Source organism: Sandarakinorhabdus sp. (assembly GCF_987265915.1).
Genome location: NZ_OZ503948.1, coordinates 2,133,466 through 2,157,548, shown reverse-complemented (window position 1 = coordinate 2,157,548; position 24,083 = coordinate 2,133,466). Strand labels below are relative to the sequence as shown.

Below are 24,083 nucleotides of genomic sequence, written 5' to 3'. Positions count from 1 at the left end.
CAAGGCCAAGTGGCCAGACTCACGCTTTGTTCATGTTGGCGACCATAAGGCCGCGTGGCAGAACATGCAGCATCAGTTGACGCGGCTGGCGCGACGTTTTAGCCCGGCACAGCATTGCTTGAGGGAGGCATCAGATGAAGAAATTTGCAACCGCCATGGCGCTGGTCTTGATGGCCGGCACCACATTGGGCGCCGCCAGCCCGGCGCTGGCCCAGGCCAAGCCGAAGGCTGAAAAGCCGGTGCCGCCGAAATTGTCCAAGCCGATCCTGGCGATCGTTATTGCCGCACAGAAATTGCAGACCGCTGGCGACCATGCCGGCGCCATCGCCAAGCTGGATGAAGCCAAGGACGTGCCGCGCACCGAAAAGGATGACGCGCTGATCATGGCCAAGTTGAAGCTCTATTCGGCGCAGATCCTGAAGGACAATGCGAAGCTGGAAGAAGCGCTGAGCGAGGCTGTGCTGGCCCCCAGCATCGAGGCCGAGGAAAAGATCACCTTCACCAAGTTCATCGCTGGCTTGGCCAGCAACCGCAAGGATTACCAGAAGGCCTGGACGGCCTATGAAGCCTATCTGGCCGCCAAGCCTGATGATGTGGACATGCTGGTGCAGGCCGCCAGTGTGAATGCCGCGCTCAACAACCGCCCGCGCGTGGTGGAATTGCTGTCCAAGGCGATCGCGCTGCGCGAAGCCGCCGGCCAGAAGGGTGATCGCAGTTGGTATGAATTCCGCGCCCAAGCCGTGATCGATGGCAACATGACCGATCAGATCATGCCGGCGCTGCTTGGCTGGGTGAAGGCCTTCCCGGAACCCCGCAGCTACAACACCGCCATTGAACTCACCAAGCAGCGCGCCGGCAATCTCGACAACAATACGCTGATCGATTTCGGCCGTCTGCTGTGGGCCGCCGGCGCGATGACCACGGCCGGCAATTATCTGGAATATGCCGAAGCGGCGGTCGATCGCGGCATGCCCAATGAAGCCGATCTGGTGTTGAAGGAAGCCATTGCCAAGAAATTGATCGATCCGACCAAGACCGGCATTGCCGAGATCGTGCGCCTGGCCACGACCAAGAATGCCGAGAGCAAGGCCGGCATCGCCGCGCTGGAAAAGGAAGCCAAGACGTCTCCGCGCATCGGACTGGTGGTCGCCGACACGCTGGCCAATCTGGGCCAGTATGACAAGGCCGTGCCCTATTACAAGGCGCTGGTCGGTGCGGCCGGGATCGATCAGGATACGGTGAACCTGCGGTTGGCCGTGGCGTTGATGAAGGCCGGTGACAAGGTTGGTGCCAAGGCAGCGTTCGACGCGGTCAAGGCCGGCCCGCGCCGCACCATCGCGCAATTCTACGACGTGCTGCTCGCCGCCGCCTGATCGGGCCTCGACGACAGATTGAAAGGCGCGCGCCGCGGCACAGCGGCGCGCGCTTTTCTTATTGGGCGTCTGCCCCTATGGAAGCCCACCCGCCGCCAGCCACAGGAGTCGTCCATATGCCAGCCCGTATCAAGGAACCACGGCTGGGGCTGACGTTTGATGATGTGCTGCTGGTGCCGGCGGCATCGGCCATCATGCCCAGCATGGCCGATACCTCCACCATGGTGACGCGCGGCATCAGCCTGAACATCCCGGTGATGAGCAGCGCGATGGACACGGTGACCGAAGCCAATATGGCCATCGCCATGGCGCAGATGGGCGGCATCGGCGTGCTGCACCGCAATCTCACTGTGGCCGAACAGGCGCTGGCGGTGAAGCAGGTCAAGCGCTTCGAAAGCGGCATGGTGGTGAACCCCGTGACGCTGACTCCGGATCAGACGCTGGGCGATGCCCGCGCGCTGATGGCCAGCCACGGCATATCCGGCTTTCCGGTGGTGGAACGGGTTGGCCCCGGCGGCGCCCCCGGAAAATTGGTTGGCATCGTCACCAACCGCGATCTGCGTTTTGCCGAAAATGATGCGCAACCGATTGCCGAATTGATGACCCGCGACAATCTGGTGACCGTGCGCCCCGGCGTCACCGAAGCCGATGCGCGGCGCCTGTTGCACAACCACCGCATCGAGAAGTTGATCGTGGTTGATGACGACAATCACTGCATCGGCCTGATCACCATGAAGGATATCGTGCGCGCGGTGAACCATCCGCACGCCACCAAGGATGGCGCCGGCCGGCTGCGGGTGGCTGCCGCCACCACGGTGGGCGATGCTGGCTATGAACGCACCGAAGCCTTGCTCGATGCCGAATGCGATCTGATCGTCGTTGATACCGCGCACGGCCACAGCGATCAGGTCGCGGCCGCAGTGGCGCGCATCAAGCGGTTGAGCAACAATGCCCAGGTGATCGCCGGCAATGTCGCGACAGCAGCGGCGGCGAAATCGCTGATCGATGCCGGCGCCGATGGCATCAAGGTCGGCATCGGGCCGGGCAGCATCTGCACGACTCGCGTCGTGGCCGGCGTGGGCGTGCCGCAATTGACCGCGGTGATCGATGCCGCCGAAGCTGGCTGGGCGGCCGGTGTGCCAGTGATTGCCGATGGTGGGCTGCGCACCAGTGGCGATGTCGCCAAGGCGCTGGCGGCCGGCGCGAGCGCGGTGATGGTCGGCAGCCTGCTCGCCGGCACCGAGGAAGCGCCGGGCGACACCTTCCTGTGGCAGGGCCGCACTTACAAATCCTATCGCGGCATGGGCAGCGTGGGCGCGATGGCGCGCGGTTCGGCGGATCGTTATTTCCAGCAGGATATCAAGGATCAGCTGAAACTGGTGCCGGAAGGCATCGAAGGGCAGGTGGCGTTCAAGGGCCCGGTGGCCAATGTGTTGCACCAGCTGGTCGGCGGGGTGAAGGCGGCCATGGGCTATACTGGCGCTGCGACATTGGCCGATTTCCGCGAGCGCGCCGAATTCATCCGCATCACCAACGCGGGCCTGCGCGAAAGCCATGTGCACGACGTGATGATCACGCGTGAAGCCCCCAATTATCCGACCAGCGGATGACACCTGCGGCACGCCTGGCTGCGGCCATCGAGATACTGGATGCGGTGATTGTTGCGGCGCGTGATGGCGGCGCTGCGGCCGACACGCTGATCCAGCGCTATTTCTCAACGCGCCGCTATGCCGGTTCCAAGGATCGCCGCGGCGTGCGGGACCTGGTGTTCGCGGTGGTCCGCTCGCTGGGGGAGCGTCCGCATTCGGGGCGTGCGGCGGTGATCGGTTTTGCCCGCGCCCATGATCCGACCCTGCTGGCGCATTTCGGCGCGGCCGGCCATTCGCCGCCGCCGCTGGTGCAGGGCGAGCCGGCGGCCACCATGGGTCTGGCCCCGGCGTGGCTGCGCGATATGCTGGGCCTGCGCTTTGGCGGCGATGTCGGCCGGCAACTGGTGGCGTTGCTGGACCGCGCGCCGCTGGATGTGCGGGTCAACAGCTTGAAGGCGACGCGCGAACAGGTGCTGGCGGCGCACCCCGATTGGGAAATATTGCCGCGCACCGCGCACGGCCTGCGCCTGCCCGCCGGCACCGTGCTGGAGCAGCTGGAAGATTGGCAGGCCGGCCATATCGAAGTGCAGGACGAAGGCAGCCAGATGGCAGCGGCGGCGCTGGCGGCCCGGCCGGGCGAGACGGTGGTCGATCTGTGCGCCGGCGCCGGCGGCAAGACCTTGGCACTGGCCGCCGACATGAAAGGGCCCAAGGAAAATGGGGGGCGTCTGGTCGCCTGTGACACCGATCGCGGGCGCCTGAGCCAGATGCCGCCGCGCGCGGCCCGCGCCGGGGCGGATGGCATCGACATGCGCTTGCTCGATCCGGGGCAGGAGGCAGCGGCGCTGGCCGATCTGATGGGCCAATGTGACGCCGTGCTGATCGATGCGCCCTGTTCGGGCAGCGGCACCTGGCGGCGCAACCCGGAAAGCCGCTGGCGGCTCAATCGCGAACGGTTGGCGCGGTTGGTGATGACGCAGGCGCAGCTGATCAACCTGGGCACGCGGCTGCTGCGTCCCGGTGGCCGGATCGTCTATGTCGTCTGTTCGCTGCTGCCGCCCGAAGGCGAAGCGCAACTGGTTGCCACGCCGGCACTGGCGCCGTGGAAAAGCCGGGTGCTCACGCCAGCCGATGATGGCTGCGACGGCTTTTTCATCGCGCAGTCATCACGGCTTTGATAGATTGCGGGCAGGGAGATATTTGATGCGCCTGTTCCTGCTGTCCGCCGCCCTGATGGCCACCGCCGCAACTGCCGCCACCGGCCGCGACGACCAGCTGAAATCCGTTTCGGTGCAACTGGCCAGCACCGGCCAGATCGCATTGACCGCCGGCAAGCCGCAGGATGCCATCGACAGTTTCGAAGCCGCTCTGGCCGTTGATCCGCGCAATGTTTCGGCGTTCAGCGGCATTGCCCGCGCCTATGAAGCGCTGGGCCTGCCCGGCAAGGCGGTGAAATATTATCGCGAAGCGCTGGCGCTGAACCCGTCGGACATTGCCGCGCTGGAAGGCCAGGGCCGCGCGCTGGTGGCGCGCGGTGCGACGGCTCGCGCCCAGATCAACCTCGCCCGCATCAAGGCGCTGTGCAAGGCAGATTGCTCGGCCGCGGCGCGGCTGGAAGGCGTGATTGCCAAGGGGACACAGACGGCGAGCGCCGCGCCGGCCAAGCCGGTGTCAGCGCGGAACTGAGGCGGCAGGTCAGCAATCCCACCCCCAGCCCCTCCCGCAAGCGGGAGGGGCCGGGGGTGGGCGTTATCCAGGGCAGCCGGCTATTTCGCGCCGGGCGGATCGCGCACGAAGGCTGGCACAGTGGCATCGTCGGCGAACCGCCACGCCGACAGGTAAGACAGGCGCAGGATATTGGTCATCTTCGGATAGTTGATCTTGTCGGCCGTATCGGTCGTCTGGTGATAATCGGGGTGGAAGCCGGTGAAGAACCAGAAGGCCGGGATATCGTGCAGCACGAACGGGAACTGGTCGCTGCGGAAGAAGACATTCAGCGCATTGTCCTTGTCGAACCGGTCATCGAGCGTCAGGCCGACGCTGGCATTGGCAACCTTCACCACACGATCGAAATCCGGGCTGTAACCGGCGCCGATCAGGTTCAGGCGGTTGCTGGTGTCGGCCGGGATGGCGATCAGGCCGTCGGTCTGCTCGCTGGCGGTTTCGTCGCGGCCGATCATGTCGAAATTGATCATCGCCCGGGTGGTGGCCAGCGGGCGCAGCGGTTGCCGAGCCAGATGATAGGCGCCTAACAGCCCGCGTTCCTCGGCGGCGAACACCACGAACAGGATCGAGCGTTTCGGCTTGACCGGATTGGCGGCAAAGGCGCGTGCCATCGTCACCACGCCGACCGTGCCCGAACCATTGTCATCGGCGCCGTGATAAATGTCGGGCCCGGTGAAGCCATCATGGTCATGGTGCCCACTGATGATGACGGTTTCGGCGGCCAGCTTGGGATCAGAGCCGGGCAGCAGGCCGACGACGTTGCTGGAAAGCCCGCGCGACCGCACGCTGTTTTCCAGATGGATGGCCAGGCTGACCCCGGGCAGGCTGCGCGATTGCGGCGTTGGCCCCGAATCGATCGCCGCCTGCAAGGCGGGCGGGATGCTGCCGGTGCTGGCCAGCAGGCTTGCCGCCAGCTTGTCGTTCACGGTCAGAACCGGAATGTTGAGATCATCGTCAATCAGCGCCTGTGTCGGCAAGCCCGGCACCCGCCGGATGCTGCCACCGATGCGGTTGACCCGGTCGATATTGGAGGGATGCTTGCGATTGGGCTCGGCCAGCACGATCAGCGCCAGCGCGCCGTGGGCCTGGGCGTTCAGGGCCTTCACCCGGTTGGTGGCGTGGCGGGTGTTGCCGGTGCCGCCAAAGCGCGATTTCGGATCATTCTCCTGCGGCTCATGCTCGATCACCACCACGATCTTGCCGCGCGCATCGAGGCCCTGATAATCATCATAACCGATGCCGGGCGCGGTGATGCCGTAACCGGCGAAGACCAGCGGCGCCGACAGATCGAGATCATTCTTGTAGCCGCCGGTGAAGTCCGGAAATTTCCAGCTTTGGGTGGCGGTGCCGGTCGTCAGGGTGATGCTGTTGGCGGCGGTATTGGGGCGATATTCCAGCAGCGGCACGGGCTGGAAGAAACTGGCGCCGCCCTTGGCATCGGTCGCGGCCGGTTTCAGCCCGGCCTTGGCGAATTCGGCGGCCACCCATTGGATGGCGGCCTCATCGCCCGGTTGCAGCGACATGCGACCCTGCATGCCATCGGAGGCCAGAAACCCGAGGTCCGCGCGCAGATCTGCTTCGCGGATGCGATCAAAGCCCGGCTTCTGCACGGTGGGCACGGGCGCCAGGGCCGTGGCCGCCAGCGCTGATGACCCGGCCAGCATCGCCAGCGCCAGACCGAGATATTTGCTTGTCATATGCCCACACTCCCCTGCGATGATTGTGGCATGTTCTGTGGGGGCGTAAAGGCCAATCGGCGTCCAACTAAAGCCGCGCTGCGGCCTTCGCGAACGCTTCCACCGGGACCGTCTCTGCCCGCGCTTCCGGCTTGATCCCTTCGGCTTCCAGCGCCTCCAGCGCGCCGGGCAGGCCCTTCACGCTGGCGCGCAGCATCTTGCGGCGTTGGCCGAAGGCGGCGGCGGTGAGGGCGGCGAGGCGCGCCGGGGTGGCGGCCGACAGGGGATCGCACGGCACCAGGTGCACCACGGCGGATTCGACCTTCGGCGACGGCACGAAGGCGCGGGCCGGCACGGTCATGGCAATCCGTGGCCGGCTGCGCCATTGGGCGAGCACACTCAGCCGGCCATAGGCGTCATCACCTGGCGCGGCGACGATGCGTTGCGCCACTTCCTTCTGGAACATCAGGGTCAGGCTGGCCCACCACGGCGGCCATTCGGCGCTGTCGAGCCAGCCGGTGAACAGCGACGTCCCGATATTATAGGGCAGATTGGCAACGATATGGGCGCCGTCCCCGGCCAGGCCGCGCGCATCGACCGCCATGGCATCGCCGCCCACCACGCTCAGCCGGCCATCGGCGGCGGCGGCGAGTTCGGCGAGCGCGGGCAGGGCGCGGTCATCGCGCTCCACGGCGATCACGCTGGCCCCGGTGCGCAGCAGCGCCCGCGTCAGCCCGCCGGGGCCGGGGCCGACTTCATAAACGCGGCTGTCAGCGCCCAGGCCGGGGATGCGGGCGATGCGATCGAGCAGATTGGTATCGGTGAGGAAATTCTGGCCCAGCGTCTTCTTGGCGTTCAGCCCGTGCGCGGCAATCACCTCGCGCAAGGGGGGCAGATCAGCCAGCGCCATCAGGCCGCCTTGCGCCGCGCCGCGCAGAGGCCGGCCATGCGGATGGCGGCCAGCATCGCGGTGGGTGCAGCGCGGCCCTTGCCGGCAATATCGAACGCCGTGCCATGATCGGGCGAGGTTCGCACGATCGGCAGGCCGAGCGTGACATTGACCCCATCATCGAAATGCAGCGCCTTCAACGGGATCAGCGCCTGATCATGATAGAGGCACAGGGCCACATCGAAACGCGCGCGCGCTGCGGCGTGGAACATCGTGTCGGCCGACAGCGGACCGGTGATGTCGAGGCCATCGCTGCGCAAGATCTCGATGGCCGGGCGGATGATGTCCACCTCTTCGCGGCCCAGCGTGCCGTTTTCACCGGCGTGCGGGTTCAATCCGGCAATGGCGAGGCGGGGAGACGTGATGCCGAAATCACGCGCCAGCGCGCGCGCCGCGATGCGGGCGCGGGTGACGATCAGATCGATGCTGATCAGCCGCGGCACATCGACCAGCGGCACATGCACGGTGAGCGGAATGGTGCGAAGCGACGGCCCGGCCAGCATCATCACCGCGTTGGCCGCCGACACACCGCAGCGTTCGGCGACGAATTCTGTCTGCCCCGGATAGGTGAAGCCGATGGCGAACAATTGCGCCTTCGAAACCGGGCCGGTGACCAGCGCCGATGCCATGCCCTGGCGGGTGAGACCGACGGCGAATTCCAGACTGTCCAGCGCACAGCGCGCGCCGGCCAGATTGGGTTCACCGGGCACGATCTCGCCGGGATCATCGACCTGGATCAGCGGCAAGGCGTTGGCAAAGGCGCCGGCGGCTTCGGCGGTATCGGACAAGACGGCGATCGGGCCATCCCACACCGCACGGATCGACCGCGCATCACCGATGGCGAGGAACGGCGGGAAGCCCCGCCCTTCGCTGCACAGTTCATTGCGGCGTTCCCAGGCCCCGGCGATGATTTCCGGGCCGATGCCGGCGGGATCGCCAATGGATACGGCCAGCGGCGCCGCCAAGGAAGCCGGGCTCATCAGCGATAATCGACGATGGCGTCGCGCCGCAGATCGCGCAGGTAGCGGCGGGCGCGCATGTTCACCCGCTCATCGTTCATCTGCGCATAAATCTCGTCGAAATTCGGCGCCTTGGCTTCGATCTGGCTGTCGTCGCGGCCGCACAGTACCAGCACGCGCAGGCCTTCTTCGGCCGAACCGAAGGCCGGCGTGGCTTCACCGATCGACAATTTGCCCAGGATGGTCTGCAGCGGCGCCGGCAGATCCTTCATGCGGATGGCATCATTGGTGGCAACCTCGCCGCCGATCTTCTTGGCCACGGCCTCCACGCCGCCGCAACCGCCCATGCCGCGGGTGGCCAACTGGATTTCTGCCACTTTCTCGCGCGCCTGCACCTCGGTGGTGTCGGCCTTCAACGGGATGGTCAATTGCTTCAGGCTGAGCAACGCCAGGGTCGGATCGGCGGCCAGCACCTGCCGGCGCTCCAGCATGGACATGATGGCGACGCCGCCGGTGACCGGGATCGGATCGCTGATCTGGCCGGGCTGCAAAGTGGCAACGGCCGGGGCGACCTTGTCGTTCAATTGTTCGGCCCGCACCCAGCCCAGATCGCCGCCCAGGCCAGCGGTGGAGGCTTCGGAAAACTGTCGTGCATAAGCGACAAAGCTGGCGCCGCCGCGGATCTGGCCGGTGATGCGCGCGGCATCTTCCATCACGGCTTCCAGGGTTTCCGGGGTGGCCGACAGGAAAATCTCGCCGACATGATATTCGTCCTTGCCCTTGGCGGCGTTCAGTTTGTCGATCACCTGCTGCACTTCATCGTCACCGACATTGACCATCGGTTCGACCTTGCGGCGCAGCACGCGGCTCCAGGCCAGTTCGGCGCGGATCTGGCCTTTCAGGCTGTTGGCCGATGATCCGCTGGTGTGCAGATAATCCTCGAACGCCTTGGGCGTGCGCTTGAAATTCTGGGCGATGCGCTCGAATGAGCGGGTCACTTCAGCTTCGTTGATGCGGATGTCGTTCTCGGCGGCTTCCTGCATCTGCAATTTCTCGTCGATCAGGTTGCGGATGATCTGCAGGCGAAGCCGCTGGCGCTCTGCGTCGTCGATCTTGCCGCCGTTGGCCGCAACCACCAGGCCCAGGCGCTGATCGATATCAGTATCGGTGATGACTTCACCGTTGACGATGGCCTGCGCCTTGCGCACGGCGGGATCGACCTCACCCATCAACAGCAAGTCGGGCAGATCATTGGCGGAAAAGCTGCGCTGCGCCCCTGACGGAGCTGGTGTCTGCGCAAAAGCGGGAGCCAGCATCGGTGCCGCCATCGGGGCCAGCACCGCCACGCCAGACAGCAGGCAGGCCATCAGGGACCGGTTCAGCTTTGCAGATCTCATTCCGTCACTCCGTCGTGCAGCGGCGCCCACCCCCCGTTGCCGCTTGGCCTTAGCGCATCGCCGCCCGTGGGGGAAAGCGCGATGTTGCGTTGTTGCCTGAGTGCATCTGAATGCGGGGTGAAAAAACGATTTGTATCGGCCAATGGTTTTACCCTGGCTGATTTATCGGCCAATGGTCTTAAATGCGACGCTGATCTGGAAATTGTTGCCGGGGCGGAAATCGCGGTCACCCACATAATCGCGGCGCCAGCCAAAGCCCACCCGGAAGCATTCATCTTCATATTCCACCCCGATGCGGTGGCGGATGGGTTCAAAGCCATTGCCGGTGCTCAGCGGATTGTCGGCCCTGGTGGTCAGATCGATGATGGCATTGCCGAACAACGTCCAATAACGCGCAAAGGCCAGCCGGCCGGCAACGCGCAATTCTTGCCGATCTTCCAGATCCTCCAGCGTGACGTTGCGATTGAGCCTGATGTAGGCCGCCGACACATAGGTGCGCCGGCCGCCGATGGTCAGATCGATCTCGTTGCGGCGCACGGCGAAACTGTCCTTGTCCAGCCGAAAGCGCTGGGTGAGTTCGACCAGCCGGCCGATCTTCAGCGTGGCGCGCCCCACCACATCGGAAACCCGGCCCTGATAACCGGTGCCGGCGGCAAATTCGCTGCCATCGCCGTCCAACCGCAGCGACTGGCCGATTTCGGCGCGGATCTGCCAGCCGGGGCGATCGAGCATATATTCACCGCCCCAGGTGACGCGGCTGCCGCTTTCGATGCGATCAAGCCCCGGTGTGCGGTTCAGATCGAACAGGCTGTTGTCATCCAGTTCGAAGGCGCGGGCGTCTTCGTTGGGAAAGCCCAGATTGGCCACCCGCGGTGCCGCGACCAATTGCAGGCGCGGGGAGATCATCTGCTCCCCACCCAGCGCCGGGCCAGCGAACGGCCAGGCGATATCGATGGCAGCCAGGCCAAAACCGCGCCCGCGCCAGCCATCGCGCCCGGCATATTCCGGCAGGGTGGCCAGCGTGCTGTCGCGCACGTCATAAAGGTCGCCGCGCGCCAGGCCGGTGAAGGTGACGCGATGGCCGAGCGAGGTCGTCAGGCTGCGATCCCAACGCGCCCAGCCCAGCGCACGGAACATGTCCTGCCCGCTGGCGCGGGTGAGCAGGGTGGAATTGGCGCCAAAGCGCAGCCGGCCGCCGCCAATGTCCCAATCCGGGCGCCAGTCATAATCGATCAGCGGCAACAGCAGCGGGCTTTCCCCGGCGCGGTCGGTGGCGCGCAGCCCCTGGAAATACCAGGCCGAAACCGACAGCCAGCTTTCATCGGTGATGCGTTCCAGCGCATAGGACGAGCGCAGCGTATCATCAAAGCCCAGGCCATAGCGGCGGTTGAACGTGTCGTCGGTGGTCAGCCGCACCGAAAATACGCTGCGCCAGAGCGGGCTGTGTTGCAACCGGCCCTTGATGCCGACATAGGCCCGGAACCGCTCGCCGCGATCAACCTCGGTGATGCCATCGGCGCCCAGATCGAAGCGCCGCGACACGGTGAACATGCCATCGACCTGGATTGGGCCATCGGCCAGCAGCTTGCGGGCCTGAAACGCCAGCGCCGGATTGGTGGCGGTATAGAGCCAGGGCGTGAGCGTGGCATCGAAATCCGATCCCGGCGCGAAATGGATCGGGGCGGAGACACCCAGGCCCAGCTGGCGTTGCAGTTCGATGGCCGGCACCAGCACACCGGCGGCGCGCGGTGCATCGCCATCCGGGTGCGACAGCCGCGGGAAATAGAGCACCGGCACGCCGAACATTTCCAGGCTGGCGTTGCGATAGGAAATACGGTGGCGTTTCTGATCATAGACGATTTTCACCGCCTTGATCTTCCACACCGGGGTTTGCGGGCAGCCGGTGGCATCGATCACCGCGCAGGGCGAATAAGCGGCGCGATCGAGCGAATAATTTGTCCCGGAGCGGGTGGCCGTGCGGGCCCCGAGGCGACCACCATCGTTGAGCACCAGCAGCATGTTGGCGATGGCCCCATCGCGCAGCGTATCGGTGAGGGTGATGCGATCGCCCATCGCTTGATTGCCGGCCGGATCGATGATCGACACATTGCCGATCGCCACCACTTCGCCGGGCGTGCCATCGCTGGTGCGCTGATATTCCACCCGATCGGCCGACAGGCGATAGGCATCGCGCGTCAATTCCACCCGGCCGCTGGCAATCACCAGTTGCCGCGATTCGTCATAACTGAGCTGGTCGGCGCCGAAATCCAGCATGTCGCCGGCCTTGGGTGGAGTCGCGCTGCGCTGTTCGGCATCGGGATCGCGGTTTGCCGGCTCGCGATTGCCCCACAGCGCCGGGCTGAGGCGCTGGGCCAGGGCCGGAGCGGGCGCCAGGGCCAGGGTTGCGGCAGCCAGCAGCAGCGCAGTGCGGCGCCGGCAGGGCGGGGGAACGGTGAAAGCCACGCGCGCTCGATAGCCGGGCCGGACCCCACCCGCAACCATCTGCTTGGCGCGGGCTCACGGCGGGCCTAATCGGATGACACTGCGCGAATCAGTTCAAGGACGCCCTCATGCTTGCCATCACCTATCTGCCTGCCGCTGCTGACGATGCCACTGATGCCCTGGTGGTGCTGGCCGGGCCCGATGCGGCCTTTTCTGCGGCGGCCAAGGCGGCCGACGCGGCCAGCCATGGCGCAGTCACGGCGGCCGCGGCCGCAGCGCGCTTTGATGGCGAAGCCGGTGCCATCGTCGAAATCCTCGCCCCGGCCGGCCTGTCCTGCCGTCGGCTGCTGCTGGTCGGTACCGGCCCGGTCGCCAAGCTCGACGCGCTGGCCGCCGAGCGCATCGGCGGCGCGATCAGCGCGCGGCTGCTGACCAGCGGAGAGGCGCATGTGAATGTCGATGTGGCCGGCGTGCTGGATGGCGCCCTGGCAGCGCATCTGGCGCACGGCGCGACGCTGCGGGCGTGGCGGTTCGATCAATATCGCACCAAGCAGCCCGAAAAGCAGAAACCGACGCTGGTGGGCCTGTCCATCATCGGCGGCGGCGATGCCGAAACCCACGCGCGGCTGGCGGCGATTGCCGGCGGCGTGGCGCGCACGCGCAGCCTGGTGAGCGAACCGCCGAACGTGCTCTATCCTGAAAGCTTTGTCGAAAGCGCCCGCGATCTGGTGGCGTTGGGCGTGGAGCTGACCATCCTCGATGATGCGGCGATGCGCGCGCTCGGCATGGGTGCGCTGCTCGGTGTGGCGCAGGGATCGGTGCGGCCGGCGCGGATTCTGGCGATGCGCTGGAACGGCACCGGCCGCGATGATGTGAAGCCGGTGTGCCTGGTCGGCAAGGGCGTCACCTTCGACACCGGCGGCATCAGCCTGAAACCGCCGGGCGGCATGGAAGACATGAAGTGGGACATGGGCGGGGCAGGGGCTGTCACCGGCGCCATGCACGCCATCGCGGCGCGCAAAGCAAGGGCGCATGTGGTCGGCGTGATCGGCCTGGTGGAAAACATGCCCGACGGCAACGCCCAGCGCCCCGGCGACGTGGTGACCACCATGAACGGCCAGACGGTGGAAGTGATCAACACCGACGCCGAAGGCCGGCTGGTGCTGTGCGATGCAATCTGGTGGGCGCAGGAGACGTTCCAGCCCGAAGTGGTGGTCGATCTGGCGACGCTGACCGGCGCAATCATCGTGTCGCTGGGCCATGAATATGCCGGCATGTTTGCCAATGATGATGGCCTGGCGGTGCAGCTTGCGGCGGCAGGCAGCGCGGTGGGCGACAAATTGTGGCGGATGCCGATCGGCGACGCCTATGACAAGTTGATCGACAGCGACATCGCCGACATCAAGAATGTCGGCCCACGCGAAGGCGGATCGATCACCGCCGCGCAGTTCATCGGGCGCTTCATCAAGCCCGGCGTGAAATGGGCGCACTTGGACGTCGCTGGCACCGTGTGGGCCAGCAAGCCCGGCGCGCTGTGGGACAAGGGCGCGACGGGTTACGGCGTGCGGCTGCTCGACCGGTTCGTGGCGGACAATTTCGAGGGCTGAACCTGAAAATCCTCCCCCGCTGGGGGAGGAGCCGACCGCAAGGAGGCGGAGGGGGCGCGCCTGACGCGACAAAGGCCTCCTCCGCCCAATGGGGAGGATCACCAAGCCTTGCCATTTCCAGGCCCGGCCTGTAGGGGGCCGCGCATCCTGTTTCCCCATCAAACAAGTGGACTTTTCACCATGGCGATCACCCGCACCTTCTCGATCATCAAGCCCGATGCCACCGCCCGCAACATCACCGGCAAGGTGAACACGATGATCGAAGCCGCCGGCCTGCGCATCATCGCGCAAAAGCGCCTGCATCTGACCCAGGCCCAGGCCGAAGGCTTCTACGCCGTCCATCGCGAACGCGGCTTCTTCGCCGATCTGGTCAGCTTCATGATCAGCGGCCCGGTCGTTGTGCAGGTGCTGGAAGGCGAAGACGCCGTCCCGACTTATCGCGCCATCATGGGCGCCACCAACCCGGCCAACGCCGATGCCGGCACCATCCGCAAGGAACTGGCCGAATCGATCGAAGCCAACACCGTGCATGGTTCGGACAGCGAGGAAAATGCCGCGATCGAGATCGCCTATTTCTTCGCGCAGACGGAAATTGTTGGCTGAAGCCATCTGACTTGAATAATGAGAGGGCCGCAGTGATCCTGCGGCCCTTTCTGTGTCTGGACGCCAGCCTTCAACGGCTCGATACAGCCGATCAACCCATCAGCCGTTGCCCAGCCCGCGTTTCAATGCGGACGTTATCGCGGCATTGAACTGGCGGGAAATTCTCGCTTCAGGCACAGCCACGTTAAAGGCATGGAACGCTCCCGGCACCACCAACATTTCCACCGGGACGCCGACAGACGTCAGTCGCTGCGCATAGGTAATGTCTTCAACAACAAACAAGTCCAGTGCCCCCACGGCGATGAAGGTGGGCGGCAGGCCAGCAAGATTTTCTAACCGTGCTGGGACCGAGCCCGTCGGCACCGAAGGCCGTCCCGGCGTCTGCCCCAGCAACGCTGTCCAGCCGAAACGGTTGGCTTCGCGGCTCCAGCCAATCGTGCCGATATGGGGCGGTATGGACAGTGTTGAAGCGGTGCGATCATCCAGCATGGGATAAACCAGCAGCTGCAATGCAATCGGAAATTCGCCGCGATCTCGTGCCGCGATGGCCAGCATGGCAGCGTGGCCGCCACCGGCGCTATCCCCGCCGATCGCAATGCGCTTGGGGTCAATTCCAAGTTTATCGGCCTGAGTAATCAACCAACGCAGCACGGAATAATTGTCTTCCAATGCGCCGGGGAAGCGGGCTTCGGGGGCAAGGCGATAATCGACGGACACCAGCAGACACTCAGCCTCTTGTGCCAAGGCCTGCAGTCTGGCCGGGCGCGCCATGAGCCGCCCAGCCACAAAGCCGCCGCCGTGCATGTGCAAAAAGACGGGCTTGCCGCGCGGAACCTTGGATCCATCGAAAACCGCCACCCGAACGTCTGGCGCGCCCTTCGGCCCGGGAATCATACGAATCTGTGGCTGCGGCGCTGGCAAGGGCAGCGGTACGCCATCAACTTCACTCGCCCGCCGCGCAGCCAGTGTTTCCGCCCCGAGGCGGTTGGCGGGCGCCCGTCGCGCCGCTTCCCGAAGTTCCGGATCAACCAGTGCAAGCACATCAATTTCGGCTTGGAGGGCAGAGCCGCTCAACATGAGGCTCGAGATGGACGCTGCGGCAAGAAATCGGCGACGGGAGATTTGATCCAGGGTCAACATCGTCAGCCTCTTGCCGCAGTGAGCCAGATCGGCATCATGGCCAATCGCTCGGGCGCGCACAAGCGCCACGCCGCGCTCAGCATCGCCCGTGCCTTCAATCCGCCTTCGCGCGCGTCACTTCTGCTTCTTCACATAGGGCGCGATCTCCAGCGCCCCCGGCTCGACGGCATGGACGCCGCCAAAGACCAGGATGCCGCCGCGAAACTCGATCAGCTTGTAATCCTTGAAATTGCCCAGATCCCACCCGCGCCATTTGAACGACTTGCCGACGAAGGGCAGCGAGCCCTTGATGTCGAGTCTTGCATCATCATTGCGCGCGAAGGGCTGGTGGCGGTCGGTCAGCATGATGCGCACGGCCGTATCCAGCTCGGCGGTGAGCAGCGCCTTCAACTTCTCGCCGTTGTTGGCCGTCAGGCTGTCGTCGCCAACCAGCGGCATGGCCGGGCCTTCACAGCAGAAATATTTGATCGTCTTCGGCTTGTCCTTGACGTTGCCGGCATCGAGCTTGGTCTTCAGCACAATATAGGGCCGCACATCGGTGTCGTTGACGTAGGTGAGCACGACATAGGGCGTCACCGGCATGGCCGACGGGCTGGCCTCGGTGGCGAGCGTGTAGGCGCCGCGGAAGGCCTCGTCGGCAAGCAGGCTGGTCACGAGTTCGGTGGTCTTGCCGGACACGTCAAAGCGCAACGCTTCCTGGATGTCGTTCGTCCGGTTGGCGCCGGCCTGGGTGTTGGCCGCGCTCTGCACCGCCACGCCGACGATGCCGAACAACATGCCGAGGGCGCCGCCTTTCTGGTGGCCGGACACGACGATATTGGTATCGGGGATGCGCTTCACGCCCATGGGCAGATCGCTCATGCCATTGGGCCCCTTGTCGGTGATGAAGATGCTCAAGGGGGCCGCAGCGGGCGCAGCTGCGGGCGCAGCAGCGACGGTGTCGGTCGCCTGTGCCGCAAGCGGCTGCGCCGAAAGGCCAGCCAGGGCCACAGCAAGCAGCAAATTGCGCATCATGATCTCCCCCAATCCTGCAGCAGCGTCGTTCAGCGCACCGTCTGCCCGGCCGAAATAGGCGAGGCCGATGGCCGGGGCAATGGGCGGCAGCAGGGCTGCAGTGTCAGCCGTGTGAGCTTGCTCAGCATTGCCGCGCCAGGTAGCGCACCTGCTTGTCGCCGCCGGCCAGCGTCGCGCGCCCGATTTCGGCAAAGCCCAGCCGGGCGTGGAAGGCGTCCGACACCGGGTTGGGGGGCAAGCTGTTCACTTCGCAGCCGATCAGCGGCACGCATTCGGCCGCGGCGCGTGCGAACATGGCTTCATACAGGCTGCGTGCCACGCCCTGGCCGCGGGCGGCCGACGCGATGATGACGCGGTCGATATAGATGAAACGGGGGTAACGCGCCTTGAACCACCGATAATTCGGGCTGGCGTAATCGGGATGGGTTTCATCCAGCGCGATCAGGAAGCCGTTGCGGCCATCCGGGCCGGCGAGGCCGAGGTGCCAGCAGCCCGTGACCAGCCGGTGCAGCGCCGCGGCATCGAGCGGCGACGTTTCCTGCTCGTTGGCGGCATTGAGCGCCAGCAGATTCTGCTCGGCGGCGGGGGACAGAGTGTGGGCCATCAGCCTGCCGCCGAATTCGCCAAAGGCGCGAGCGGCGATGGCATCGACATGCAGCCCGGCGCAATCGACCAGCGGGAATGGCGCAGTGGCCGCATCGAACACCAGTGCCAGATCAGTACCGCCCAGCATGATCGCCTCCACCCCGTCCTCGTCGCGCAACTGATTTGCCGCCGCCATGAAGATCGCCCGCTGATCTGGCGTGACACTGCCGGCAGCGGCCATGGCGGCATAGGCATCGTGCACGGCGCCGAGCATGTCGCCGCGTGGCGGCACGAGTTCGGACGTGGTGATGCTGCCGTAGATTCGGGTTTCCATCACGGTGCGCGTGCCCAATATGCCAATGCGCGACAGACCGCTGCGGCTGATATCGGCGCTGATCGCCGTGATCATGTTGACGACCGGCAAGGGCGATACGGCGGCAAATTCCGCAACGCAGAAATGCCCGGCTATCGAGGTGATCGCGACGAAATCGGCGCCGGCGCTGGCCAGGCGCGCGGTCAGCCGCTGATAGATCGCCACCTGAGCCGCCGCGTCCCCGGCCGCCAGATTGCTGAGCAAGGTGGGGGCGTCGGCATGCACGATGGTCAGTTCAAGTGGCGTACCAGCCTGCGCAAAGGCGGCAATCAGCCGGCGGTAATAATGATCGGTCGCCGCCGGGCCGATGCCGCCGATCAAGCCGATCTGCATGGTCATAACGGCAGGATGGCCAAGCGGCGCGGCGCGCACAGCCGCCATGCCGCGCCGATCATGGCCTCGATCATTGCCCAATCCGGCCCATCGGTGAGTATAATGCCGACCCAGCCAGCGGGGCCGAAATATTTGGGGCGGAAGAAGCGATCCGGGTCTTGATCGATCAACATGGCGGCTTCATCCAGGCCGGAGACTTTCAAAAGCAGGGCAGTGATACCATCGCCGTGGTGATTGTCGCTGAAATAGGCGAAGAATTTGCCGCCCTCGACAAAGAAACCGGGCGAGCCGTGGGAGAGCTTCTCGGCCGCAGCCGGCAGGTTCAGCGCCAGGCCGCGGACGCGGGCCAGCAGCGCGTCCGGGCGATCCGCTGCCGACACGAAATCGCCGAGCACGCGCGGGTAGAGTTGATGCTCGGCATATTGCACGCGTGTTGCCAGCGTCTCCGGCGTGTCGCCCGGCAGCACGGCAATGCGCGCCTGGCCCAGGATCGGGCCATCATCCAGTTCGGGCGTGACGATGTGGATGGTGCAGCCGGTTTCCGCCTCACCCGCTGCCAGCACGGCGGCGTGGGTGTGCAGGCCCTTGTGCCTGGGCAGCAGCGACGGGTGGATATTGAGGCAGCGGCCCTGCCAGTGGGCGACGAATTCCGCCGACAACAGCCGCATGTAGCCGGCCAGCGCGATGTGCGTCACGCCGGCAGCTTCCAACTCGCGGGTGATGATCTCATCGAATTCGGCTCGCTTCAGGCCCTTATGGCTGTGCGCGAAGGTCGGCACGCCTTCCGCTGCCGCCAGTATCAGGCCGGCGGCTTCGGGATCGTTGCTGCCGACCACGACGATCTCATAAGGGCAGGCCGGATCGAGCCGGCTGGCATACAGCAGCGCGGCCATGTTGCTGCCGCGCCCGGAGATCAGGACGCCGACTCGCGCCCGCTCAGCCATCGTGGCTGGCCGTCCAGGCCGCAGGCTCACCCCATTGGCCGGGCGCGCCGTGCACGTCGCAACCACGTTGCCCGGCAATGATTTCGCCGATCACGCTCGCGGCTTCGCCTGCGGCCACCAGCGCCGCGATCACCGCATCGGCCTTGTCGCGTTCCACCACCAGCACCATGCCGGTGCCGCAATTGAAGGTGCGCGCCATCTCGGCCGCCGCCACGCCGCCGGACGTGCGCAGCCAGTCAAACAGCGGCGGCAGTTGCGGCGCCGCCACCAGTGCGCGCGCGCCGGCAGGCAGCACGCGCGGGATGTTTTCCAGGAAGCCGCCGCCAGTGATGTGCGCCAGCGCCTTGATATGGCCAGCGCGGATCAGCGGCAGCAGCGGCTGCACATAAATGCGGGTCGGTTCGAGCAGCGCTTCGGCCAGGGTGCGGCTGGGATCGAATGGGGCAGGGGCGGCCAGATCGGCGCCAGACACGGCGAGGATGCGACGGATTAGTGAATAACCGTTGCTGTGCGCGCCGGACGAAGCGATGCCGACAATGAGCTGGCCGGGGGCCACGCCGTCGCCGGTGAGTTGCTCGCCGCGCTCGACAGCGCCAACGGCAAAGCCGGCCAGATCATAATCGCCGGGCGCATACATGCCGGGCATTTCCGCCGTTTCGCCGCCGATCAGAGCGCAGCCAGCCTGTTTGCACCCAACTGCGATGCCGGCGACAACCCGCGCCGCCACGCCATTCTCCAGCTTGCCGGTGGCGAAATAATCCAGGAAAAACAGCGGCTCGGCGCCCTGCACGATCAGATCGTTCACGCACATCGCCACCAGATCGATGCCGACCGTATCGTGCCGGCCGGTATCGATGGCGAGTTTCAGCTTGGTGCCCACGCCGTCATTGGCGGCGACCAGCAGCGGATCCTTGTATCCCGCCGCGCGTGGATCGAAAAAGCCGCCAAAGCCGCCCAGTTCGGCATCGGCGCCGGGGCGGGCGGTGGCGCGCGCCAAGGGCGCAATCATCTTCACCAGCGCGTTGCCGGCCGCAATATCAACGCCGGCATCAGCGTAGGTAAGCGGGGGGGTGAGGGGGCGTTTGTCGGCCATGCGCGCCGCCATAGCGCCAGATTTGCGTGCGCGCCAGCATGCGGGCTTGGCAATCGGAAGGCCGCGGCCCTAAACAGCAGGTGTGAAGCCAATCTTGCCTATACTGGTCGGGGCGGGGTTGCTGGCGGCGATTGCCATGGCCCAGCAATCCACGCCCAAGGCCATCGTGCCGACCGACCGGTCTGGCGGCGGCAGCAGCAGCGCCTATGCCGTGGGCGGCATCGCCGTGGATGTGACGGCCCGCAGCGTCGATGATGCGCGCCGGGCGGCCTGGACAACGGCGCAGCGCCAAGCCTGGCCTCTATTGTGGGCGCGGTTGACCGGCAAGGCCGAGGCCGAAGCCCCGCGGCTGGCCGATGGCCAGATCGATGCGATGGTCGCCGGCATCGAAAGCCAGGGCGAGCAGTTTTCCGACACGCGCTACATCGCGAAGCTCGGCGTGGTGTTCGATCGCAGCCGCGTGGCGGAGCGGCTGGGCGGCAGCATCAACCTGTTGCAATCGCCGCCCATGCTGCTGCTGCCGTTGTTGATCGATGGCGGCGCCGGCAATCTGTTTCAAACGCGCAACGCCTGGGCCGAGGCCTGGGCCGGCTGGCGCGGCAATGTCACGCCCATCGATTATGTGCTGCCGCCCGGCGGCCCGGCCGACAATCTGTGGCTGACCGTGTGGCAGACGGGTCGCCGGGATCGCGAGGGCTGGCGCCAGATCATCACGCGTTTCGATACCGTGGACGTGCTGGTCGCCGAAGCCCGGCTGACGCGCAGCTTTCCGGGCGGGCCGATCTCCGCGCTGTTCATCGCGCGCCATGGGCCCGATGGCATCGAACTGGGGCGGTTCACGGTGCGGGTGCAAAGCGAAGCGGCGCTTCCGGCGCTGTTGCAAGATGGCGTGCGCCGCATCGATGCCGCCTATGCCGATGCGCTGCGCGCCGGCCAGTTGCGGGCCGAGCCTGATCTGGCGATCGATATCGCCCCGATCATCGATTCCGAACCGCTGATCGGCGAGGCGCTGCCAGACGATTTGGCGCTGCAGGTGGCGGTGATCACGCCGGATGCCGCCAGCCTGGCTGCAGCCGAACGCCTGCTGCGCGGCATCGCCGAAGATATCGTGGTGCGGCAGTTGGCGGTGGGTGGCACCAGCCGCATCGAAGTGGCGATGCAAGGCGGCGAGCCGGCGCTGACCGCGGCGCTGGCCAGGGCCGGCTGGGGGCTGGAGCGGGTGGGGGTTGATCTGGTGCTGCGCCGGCGGCCGGTTGCGGCTGCTGTTGCTACGGGCGCTGTCCCGGCTGCTGCAAAACCGCCCGTCGCAGCCAAACCGCCAGTGGTACCCCCGCGCCCGGCACCGCGCCCGGCTGCCGCGCCAACCGCGGCCCCATCGGCCACCGGTTGAACCTGTTCCCGGAACTGCCTTGCGAACCGCCACTGCCGCTGGCCTGGCCGGTCGATCACAGCCCGGCACGGCTGGCGGTTACTGATGCCAACCGCGCCGCGGCGGCGTGGCTGGCGGCGCCTTCATTGTGGCCGGTGCCGGTGACATTGTTGATCGGCGCGCCCGGATCGGGCAAATCGCATCTGGCTGGCTGGTTTGCCGCGCATCATGACAGTCTGGTGATCGAAGCGGCCGACGGCCACGATCCTGAAAGCCTGTTTCATGCGTGGAATGCCGCCACGCCGGCGCGGCCGTTGCTGCTCACCAGCCAGAAAGCCCCGCGCGATTGGCACCATGGTCTGCCCGATCTCGCCAGCCGATTGGCGGCGACGCCGCTGATCCGGCTGGGCGAGCCCGACGATGAATTGCTGGGGCTGGTGCTGGCGAAGTTGTTCGCCGATCGCGGCATCAAGGTGGGCGACGATCTGATCCGCTGGCTGGTGGTGCGCATCGAACGCAGCCTGGGCGCGGCGCAGGCGGTGGTGGCGCGGCTCGATGCCGAAGCCCTCGCCCGCCACCGCGCCATCACCATCCCGCTGGCGCGCGAAGTGGTGGATGGGCAGGGGGAGATGGGCTTTTGAGCTGCCGCAAAGCCTTTGCGCTGCATGACATTTCGATGGCGCGCCGCTTTTCCCTACCACGTCGGCGCGCTGCGCGTTAGACAGGCGGCATGCTCCATGTCGCGCCCGAAATCCCGCCCAGCGACCGTTATTTCAACCGCGAATTGTCGTGGCTGTCGTTCAACGATCGTGTGCTGGCCGAAGCGATGAATCGCGCGCACCCGCTGCTCGAACGGCTGCGCTTCCTGTCGATTTCCGGCAACAATCTCGATGAGTTCTTCATGGTGCGCGTCGCCGGCCTGCGCGGCCAGGTGCGGGCCGGGATCGACACGCTGAGCGCCGAGGGCATGACTCCAGCGCAGCAGTTGATCGCCATCGCCGACAAGGCCGACAGCCTGATGGAGGAGCAGCAGCGTGTGTGGGGTCTGCTCGCCAAGGAACTGGCGCGCGCCGATTTTCACGTGATCACCGCGGCCAAGCTGGCCAAGGCGGAGCTGGCCTGGCTCGAAACCCATTTCCTCGATCAGATCTTCCCGGTGCTCACGCCGCAGGCCATTGATCCGGCGCATCCCTTTCCGTTCATCCCCAACAAGGGCTTTTCGCTGATTCTGGAATTGCGGCGCCAGTCGGACGATGAATTGCTGCGCGCGCTGCTGATGCTGCCGGCGATGCTGCCGCGCTTCATCCGGCTGCCGGGCACCACGGGGCAGGCCGTGCGCTGGATCAGCCTGGAAAACACCATCCGGGCGTTTTTCGGGCAATTATTCCCGGGCTATGATCTGATCGGTGATGCCGCCTTCCGGGTGATCCGCGACTCGGACATCGAAGTGGAAGAAGAGGCCGAAGATCTGGTGCGCTTCTACCAGACGGCGCTGAAACGCCGCCGCCGCGGCGAGGTGATCCACCTTGCCATGGAAGAAGTGGCGCTGCCCAGCCTGCATGCGCTGGTGAAGAATTCGCTGGGGGTCGATGATCGCAGCACCATCCTTGTCGCCGGTGTGCTGGGCATCAACGATCTGGCGCTGCTGGTCGATGAAGACCGGCCCGATCTGAAATTCGAACCGCATAGCCCGCGCTTTCCCGAACGCATCCGCGAACATGGCGGCGATTGCTTTGCCGCGATCCGCGCCAAGGATCTGGTGGTCCACCATCCTTACGAAAGCTTTGAAGTGGTGCTGGCCTTCCTGCGCCAGGCCGCTGCCGATCCCGATGTGATCGCCATCAAGCAGACGCTGTATCGCGCCGGCAAGAACAGCCCGATCGTGCGCACCCTGATCGATGCAGCCGAGGCCGGCAAATCGGTGACGGCCGTGGTCGAACTGAAAGCCCGGTTTGATGAAGAGCAGAATATCCGCTGGGCCAGCGAACTGGAACGTGCCGGCGTCCAGGTGGTTTATGGCTTTGTGGAATGGAAGACCCACGCCAAGCTGAGCATGGTGGTGCGGCGCGAAGGCGCGGCGATCCGCACCTATGTCCATTTCGGTACCGGCAATTATCACCCGATCACGGCGCGCATCTATACCGATCTGTCGTTCTTCACCGCCGATCCGGTGCTGGCCCGCGATGCGGCGCAGGTGATGAACTACATCACCGGTTATGTGCAGCCGACCAGGCTGGAAAAGCTCGCCATGGCGCCGCTGTATATGCGCGACCGGCTTTATGGCCTGATCGACGAAGAGATTGCGCATTGCCGGGCCGGGCGGCCGGGGGCGATCTGGGTGAAATTGAACAGTCTGGTTGATACCGGCCTGATCGAGAAACTCTATGAAGCCAGCGCGGCCGGCGTCGAGATTGATCTGATCGTGCGCGGCATCTGTTGCCTGAAGCCGGGGGTGCCGGGCCTTTCGGAGAATATAAGGGTGAAATCGGTGATCGGCCGCTTTCTGGAGCATAGCCGCATTACCGTGTTCGGTGGCGGCAACGAATTGCCCAGCCCGTCGGCCAAGGTATTCATCGGTTCGGCGGACTGGATGCCGCGCAACCTCGATCGCCGGGTGGAAATCATGGTGCCGATCGAAAATCCAACCGTGCACGCCCAGGTGCTCGATCAGGTGATGCTGGCCAATCTGAAGGACAATCAGCAGAGCTGGGACATGGATGCGGACGGGCGTTACACGCGGGTTAAGGCCGGGCGCGACGACAGCTTCAACCTGCACCGTTATTTCATGACCAATCCGTCGCTTTCGGGACGCGGGCACATGAAGAATGCCGCGGCTGTGCCGGTGCTGGTGCTGCCCGACGAGGATGACGATCTGACCGACGTCAGCGACGATGCCGGCCTTGCCTGATCCG

19 protein-coding genes are annotated in these 24,083 nt (G+C 65.6%); 9 read left to right on the top strand and 10 right to left on the bottom strand.

The window, feature by feature from the left end:
• Window positions 1–134: 134 nt before the first annotated feature.
• The 4 genes from AC6UUM_RS10475 (at window position 135) to AC6UUM_RS10460 (ending at window position 4,648) form a co-directional block, all read left to right on the top strand.
• Window positions 135–1,373: a tetratricopeptide repeat protein gene (locus tag AC6UUM_RS10475; RefSeq protein WP_500802221.1), complete on the top strand. Its 1,239-nt coding sequence runs from the start codon at window positions 135–137 to the stop codon at window positions 1,371–1,373.
• A gap of 116 nt (window positions 1,374–1,489) precedes the next feature.
• Window positions 1,490–2,983, top strand: a complete 1,494-nt coding sequence (gene guaB, locus AC6UUM_RS10470) for an IMP dehydrogenase (RefSeq protein WP_500802220.1) — start codon at window positions 1,490–1,492, stop codon at window positions 2,981–2,983.
• Complete coding sequence (locus AC6UUM_RS10465) at window positions 2,980–4,140, top strand: RsmB/NOP family class I SAM-dependent RNA methyltransferase (RefSeq protein WP_500802219.1); 1,161 nt, start codon at window positions 2,980–2,982, stop codon at window positions 4,138–4,140. The genes guaB and AC6UUM_RS10465 overlap by 4 nt, the downstream gene beginning before the upstream one ends.
• A gap of 25 nt (window positions 4,141–4,165) precedes the next feature.
• The gene (locus AC6UUM_RS10460) at window positions 4,166–4,648 is read left to right on the top strand and encodes a tetratricopeptide repeat protein (RefSeq protein ID WP_500802218.1); all 483 of its coding nucleotides are present in this window, start codon (window positions 4,166–4,168) and stop codon (window positions 4,646–4,648) included.
• Between the two features lie 80 nt (window positions 4,649–4,728).
• Here the strand turns inward: AC6UUM_RS10460 and AC6UUM_RS10455 are convergent, their stop codons facing one another.
• From AC6UUM_RS10455 to AC6UUM_RS10435, 5 genes are all read right to left on the bottom strand, one after another.
• Window positions 4,729–6,384: a M20/M25/M40 family metallo-hydrolase gene (locus AC6UUM_RS10455; RefSeq protein WP_500802217.1), complete on the bottom strand. Its 1,656-nt coding sequence runs from the start codon at window positions 6,382–6,384 to the stop codon at window positions 4,729–4,731.
• A gap of 67 nt (window positions 6,385–6,451) precedes the next feature.
• Window positions 6,452–7,273: a 16S rRNA (adenine(1518)-N(6)/adenine(1519)-N(6))-dimethyltransferase RsmA gene (gene rsmA / locus AC6UUM_RS10450; protein ID WP_500802216.1), complete on the bottom strand. Its 822-nt coding sequence runs from the start codon at window positions 7,271–7,273 to the stop codon at window positions 6,452–6,454.
• Window positions 7,273–8,292: a 4-hydroxythreonine-4-phosphate dehydrogenase PdxA gene (pdxA, locus tag AC6UUM_RS10445; protein WP_500802215.1), complete on the bottom strand. Its 1,020-nt coding sequence runs from the start codon at window positions 8,290–8,292 to the stop codon at window positions 7,273–7,275. The genes rsmA and pdxA overlap by 1 nt, the downstream gene beginning before the upstream one ends.
• Window positions 8,292–9,668, bottom strand: a complete 1,377-nt coding sequence (locus AC6UUM_RS10440; RefSeq protein WP_500802214.1) for a peptidylprolyl isomerase — start codon at window positions 9,666–9,668, stop codon at window positions 8,292–8,294. Before AC6UUM_RS10440 ends, pdxA begins: the two co-directional genes overlap by 1 nt.
• A 162-nt stretch (window positions 9,669–9,830) precedes the next feature.
• Complete coding sequence (locus AC6UUM_RS10435; RefSeq protein ID WP_500802213.1) at window positions 9,831–12,131, bottom strand: LPS-assembly protein LptD; 2,301 nt, start codon at window positions 12,129–12,131, stop codon at window positions 9,831–9,833.
• A 107-nt stretch (window positions 12,132–12,238) separates the two neighbouring features.
• Here AC6UUM_RS10435 and AC6UUM_RS10430 point away from each other — a divergent pair, with 107 nt between their 5' ends.
• Together AC6UUM_RS10430 and ndk are read left to right on the top strand one after the other, a co-directional pair.
• Window positions 12,239–13,717 carry a leucyl aminopeptidase gene (locus tag AC6UUM_RS10430; protein ID WP_500802212.1) on the top strand — a complete coding sequence of 493 codons (1,479 nt, stop codon included), beginning with the start codon at window positions 12,239–12,241 and terminating at the stop codon, window positions 13,715–13,717.
• Window positions 13,718–13,897: 180 nt separating this feature from the next.
• Window positions 13,898–14,320: a nucleoside-diphosphate kinase gene (gene ndk / locus AC6UUM_RS10425; RefSeq protein WP_500802211.1), complete on the top strand. Its 423-nt coding sequence runs from the start codon at window positions 13,898–13,900 to the stop codon at window positions 14,318–14,320.
• Window positions 14,321–14,419: 99 nt separating this feature from the next.
• On the opposite strand, the gene AC6UUM_RS10420 is transcribed toward ndk, so the two are convergent.
• The 5 genes from AC6UUM_RS10420 to purM all read right to left on the bottom strand — a co-directional run bounded on the left by AC6UUM_RS10420 (window position 14,420) and on the right by purM (window position 19,802).
• Window positions 14,420–15,529, bottom strand: a complete 1,110-nt coding sequence (locus AC6UUM_RS10420) for an alpha/beta hydrolase (RefSeq protein ID WP_500802210.1) — start codon at window positions 15,527–15,529, stop codon at window positions 14,420–14,422.
• Between the two features lie 45 nt (window positions 15,530–15,574).
• The gene (locus AC6UUM_RS10415) at window positions 15,575–16,474 is read right to left on the bottom strand and encodes a hypothetical protein (protein WP_500802209.1); all 900 of its coding nucleotides are present in this window, start codon (window positions 16,472–16,474) and stop codon (window positions 15,575–15,577) included.
• Between the two features lie 121 nt (window positions 16,475–16,595).
• Window positions 16,596–17,771 (bottom strand): GNAT family N-acetyltransferase, encoded by a 1,176-nt coding sequence (locus AC6UUM_RS10410; RefSeq protein ID WP_500802208.1) that lies wholly within the window; start codon window positions 17,769–17,771, stop codon window positions 16,596–16,598.
• Entirely contained in the window at window positions 17,768–18,709 is a 942-nt protein-coding gene (purN, locus tag AC6UUM_RS10405; RefSeq protein ID WP_500802207.1) for a phosphoribosylglycinamide formyltransferase, read from the bottom strand. The genes AC6UUM_RS10410 and purN overlap by 4 nt, the downstream gene beginning before the upstream one ends.
• Window positions 18,702–19,802, bottom strand: a complete 1,101-nt coding sequence (gene purM, locus AC6UUM_RS10400) for a phosphoribosylformylglycinamidine cyclo-ligase (protein ID WP_500802206.1) — start codon at window positions 19,800–19,802, stop codon at window positions 18,702–18,704. The genes purN and purM overlap by 8 nt, the downstream gene beginning before the upstream one ends.
• 82 nt (window positions 19,803–19,884) lie before the next feature.
• Here purM and AC6UUM_RS10395 point away from each other — a divergent pair, with 82 nt between their 5' ends.
• The 3 genes from AC6UUM_RS10395 to AC6UUM_RS10385 all read left to right on the top strand — a co-directional run bounded on the left by AC6UUM_RS10395 (window position 19,885) and on the right by AC6UUM_RS10385 (window position 24,079).
• Complete coding sequence (locus AC6UUM_RS10395; protein WP_500802205.1) at window positions 19,885–21,192, top strand: heavy-metal-associated domain-containing protein; 1,308 nt, start codon at window positions 19,885–19,887, stop codon at window positions 21,190–21,192.
• A complete protein-coding gene (locus AC6UUM_RS10390) occupies window positions 21,189–21,812 on the top strand; it encodes an HdaA/DnaA family protein (protein ID WP_500802204.1) in 624 nt (207 codons plus the stop codon). The genes AC6UUM_RS10395 and AC6UUM_RS10390 overlap by 4 nt, the downstream gene beginning before the upstream one ends.
• 89 nt (window positions 21,813–21,901) lie before the next feature.
• Window positions 21,902–24,079 carry an RNA degradosome polyphosphate kinase gene (locus tag AC6UUM_RS10385; RefSeq protein ID WP_500802203.1) on the top strand — a complete coding sequence of 726 codons (2,178 nt, stop codon included), beginning with the start codon at window positions 21,902–21,904 and terminating at the stop codon, window positions 24,077–24,079.
• The last annotated feature ends 4 nt before the right edge of the window (window positions 24,080–24,083 follow it).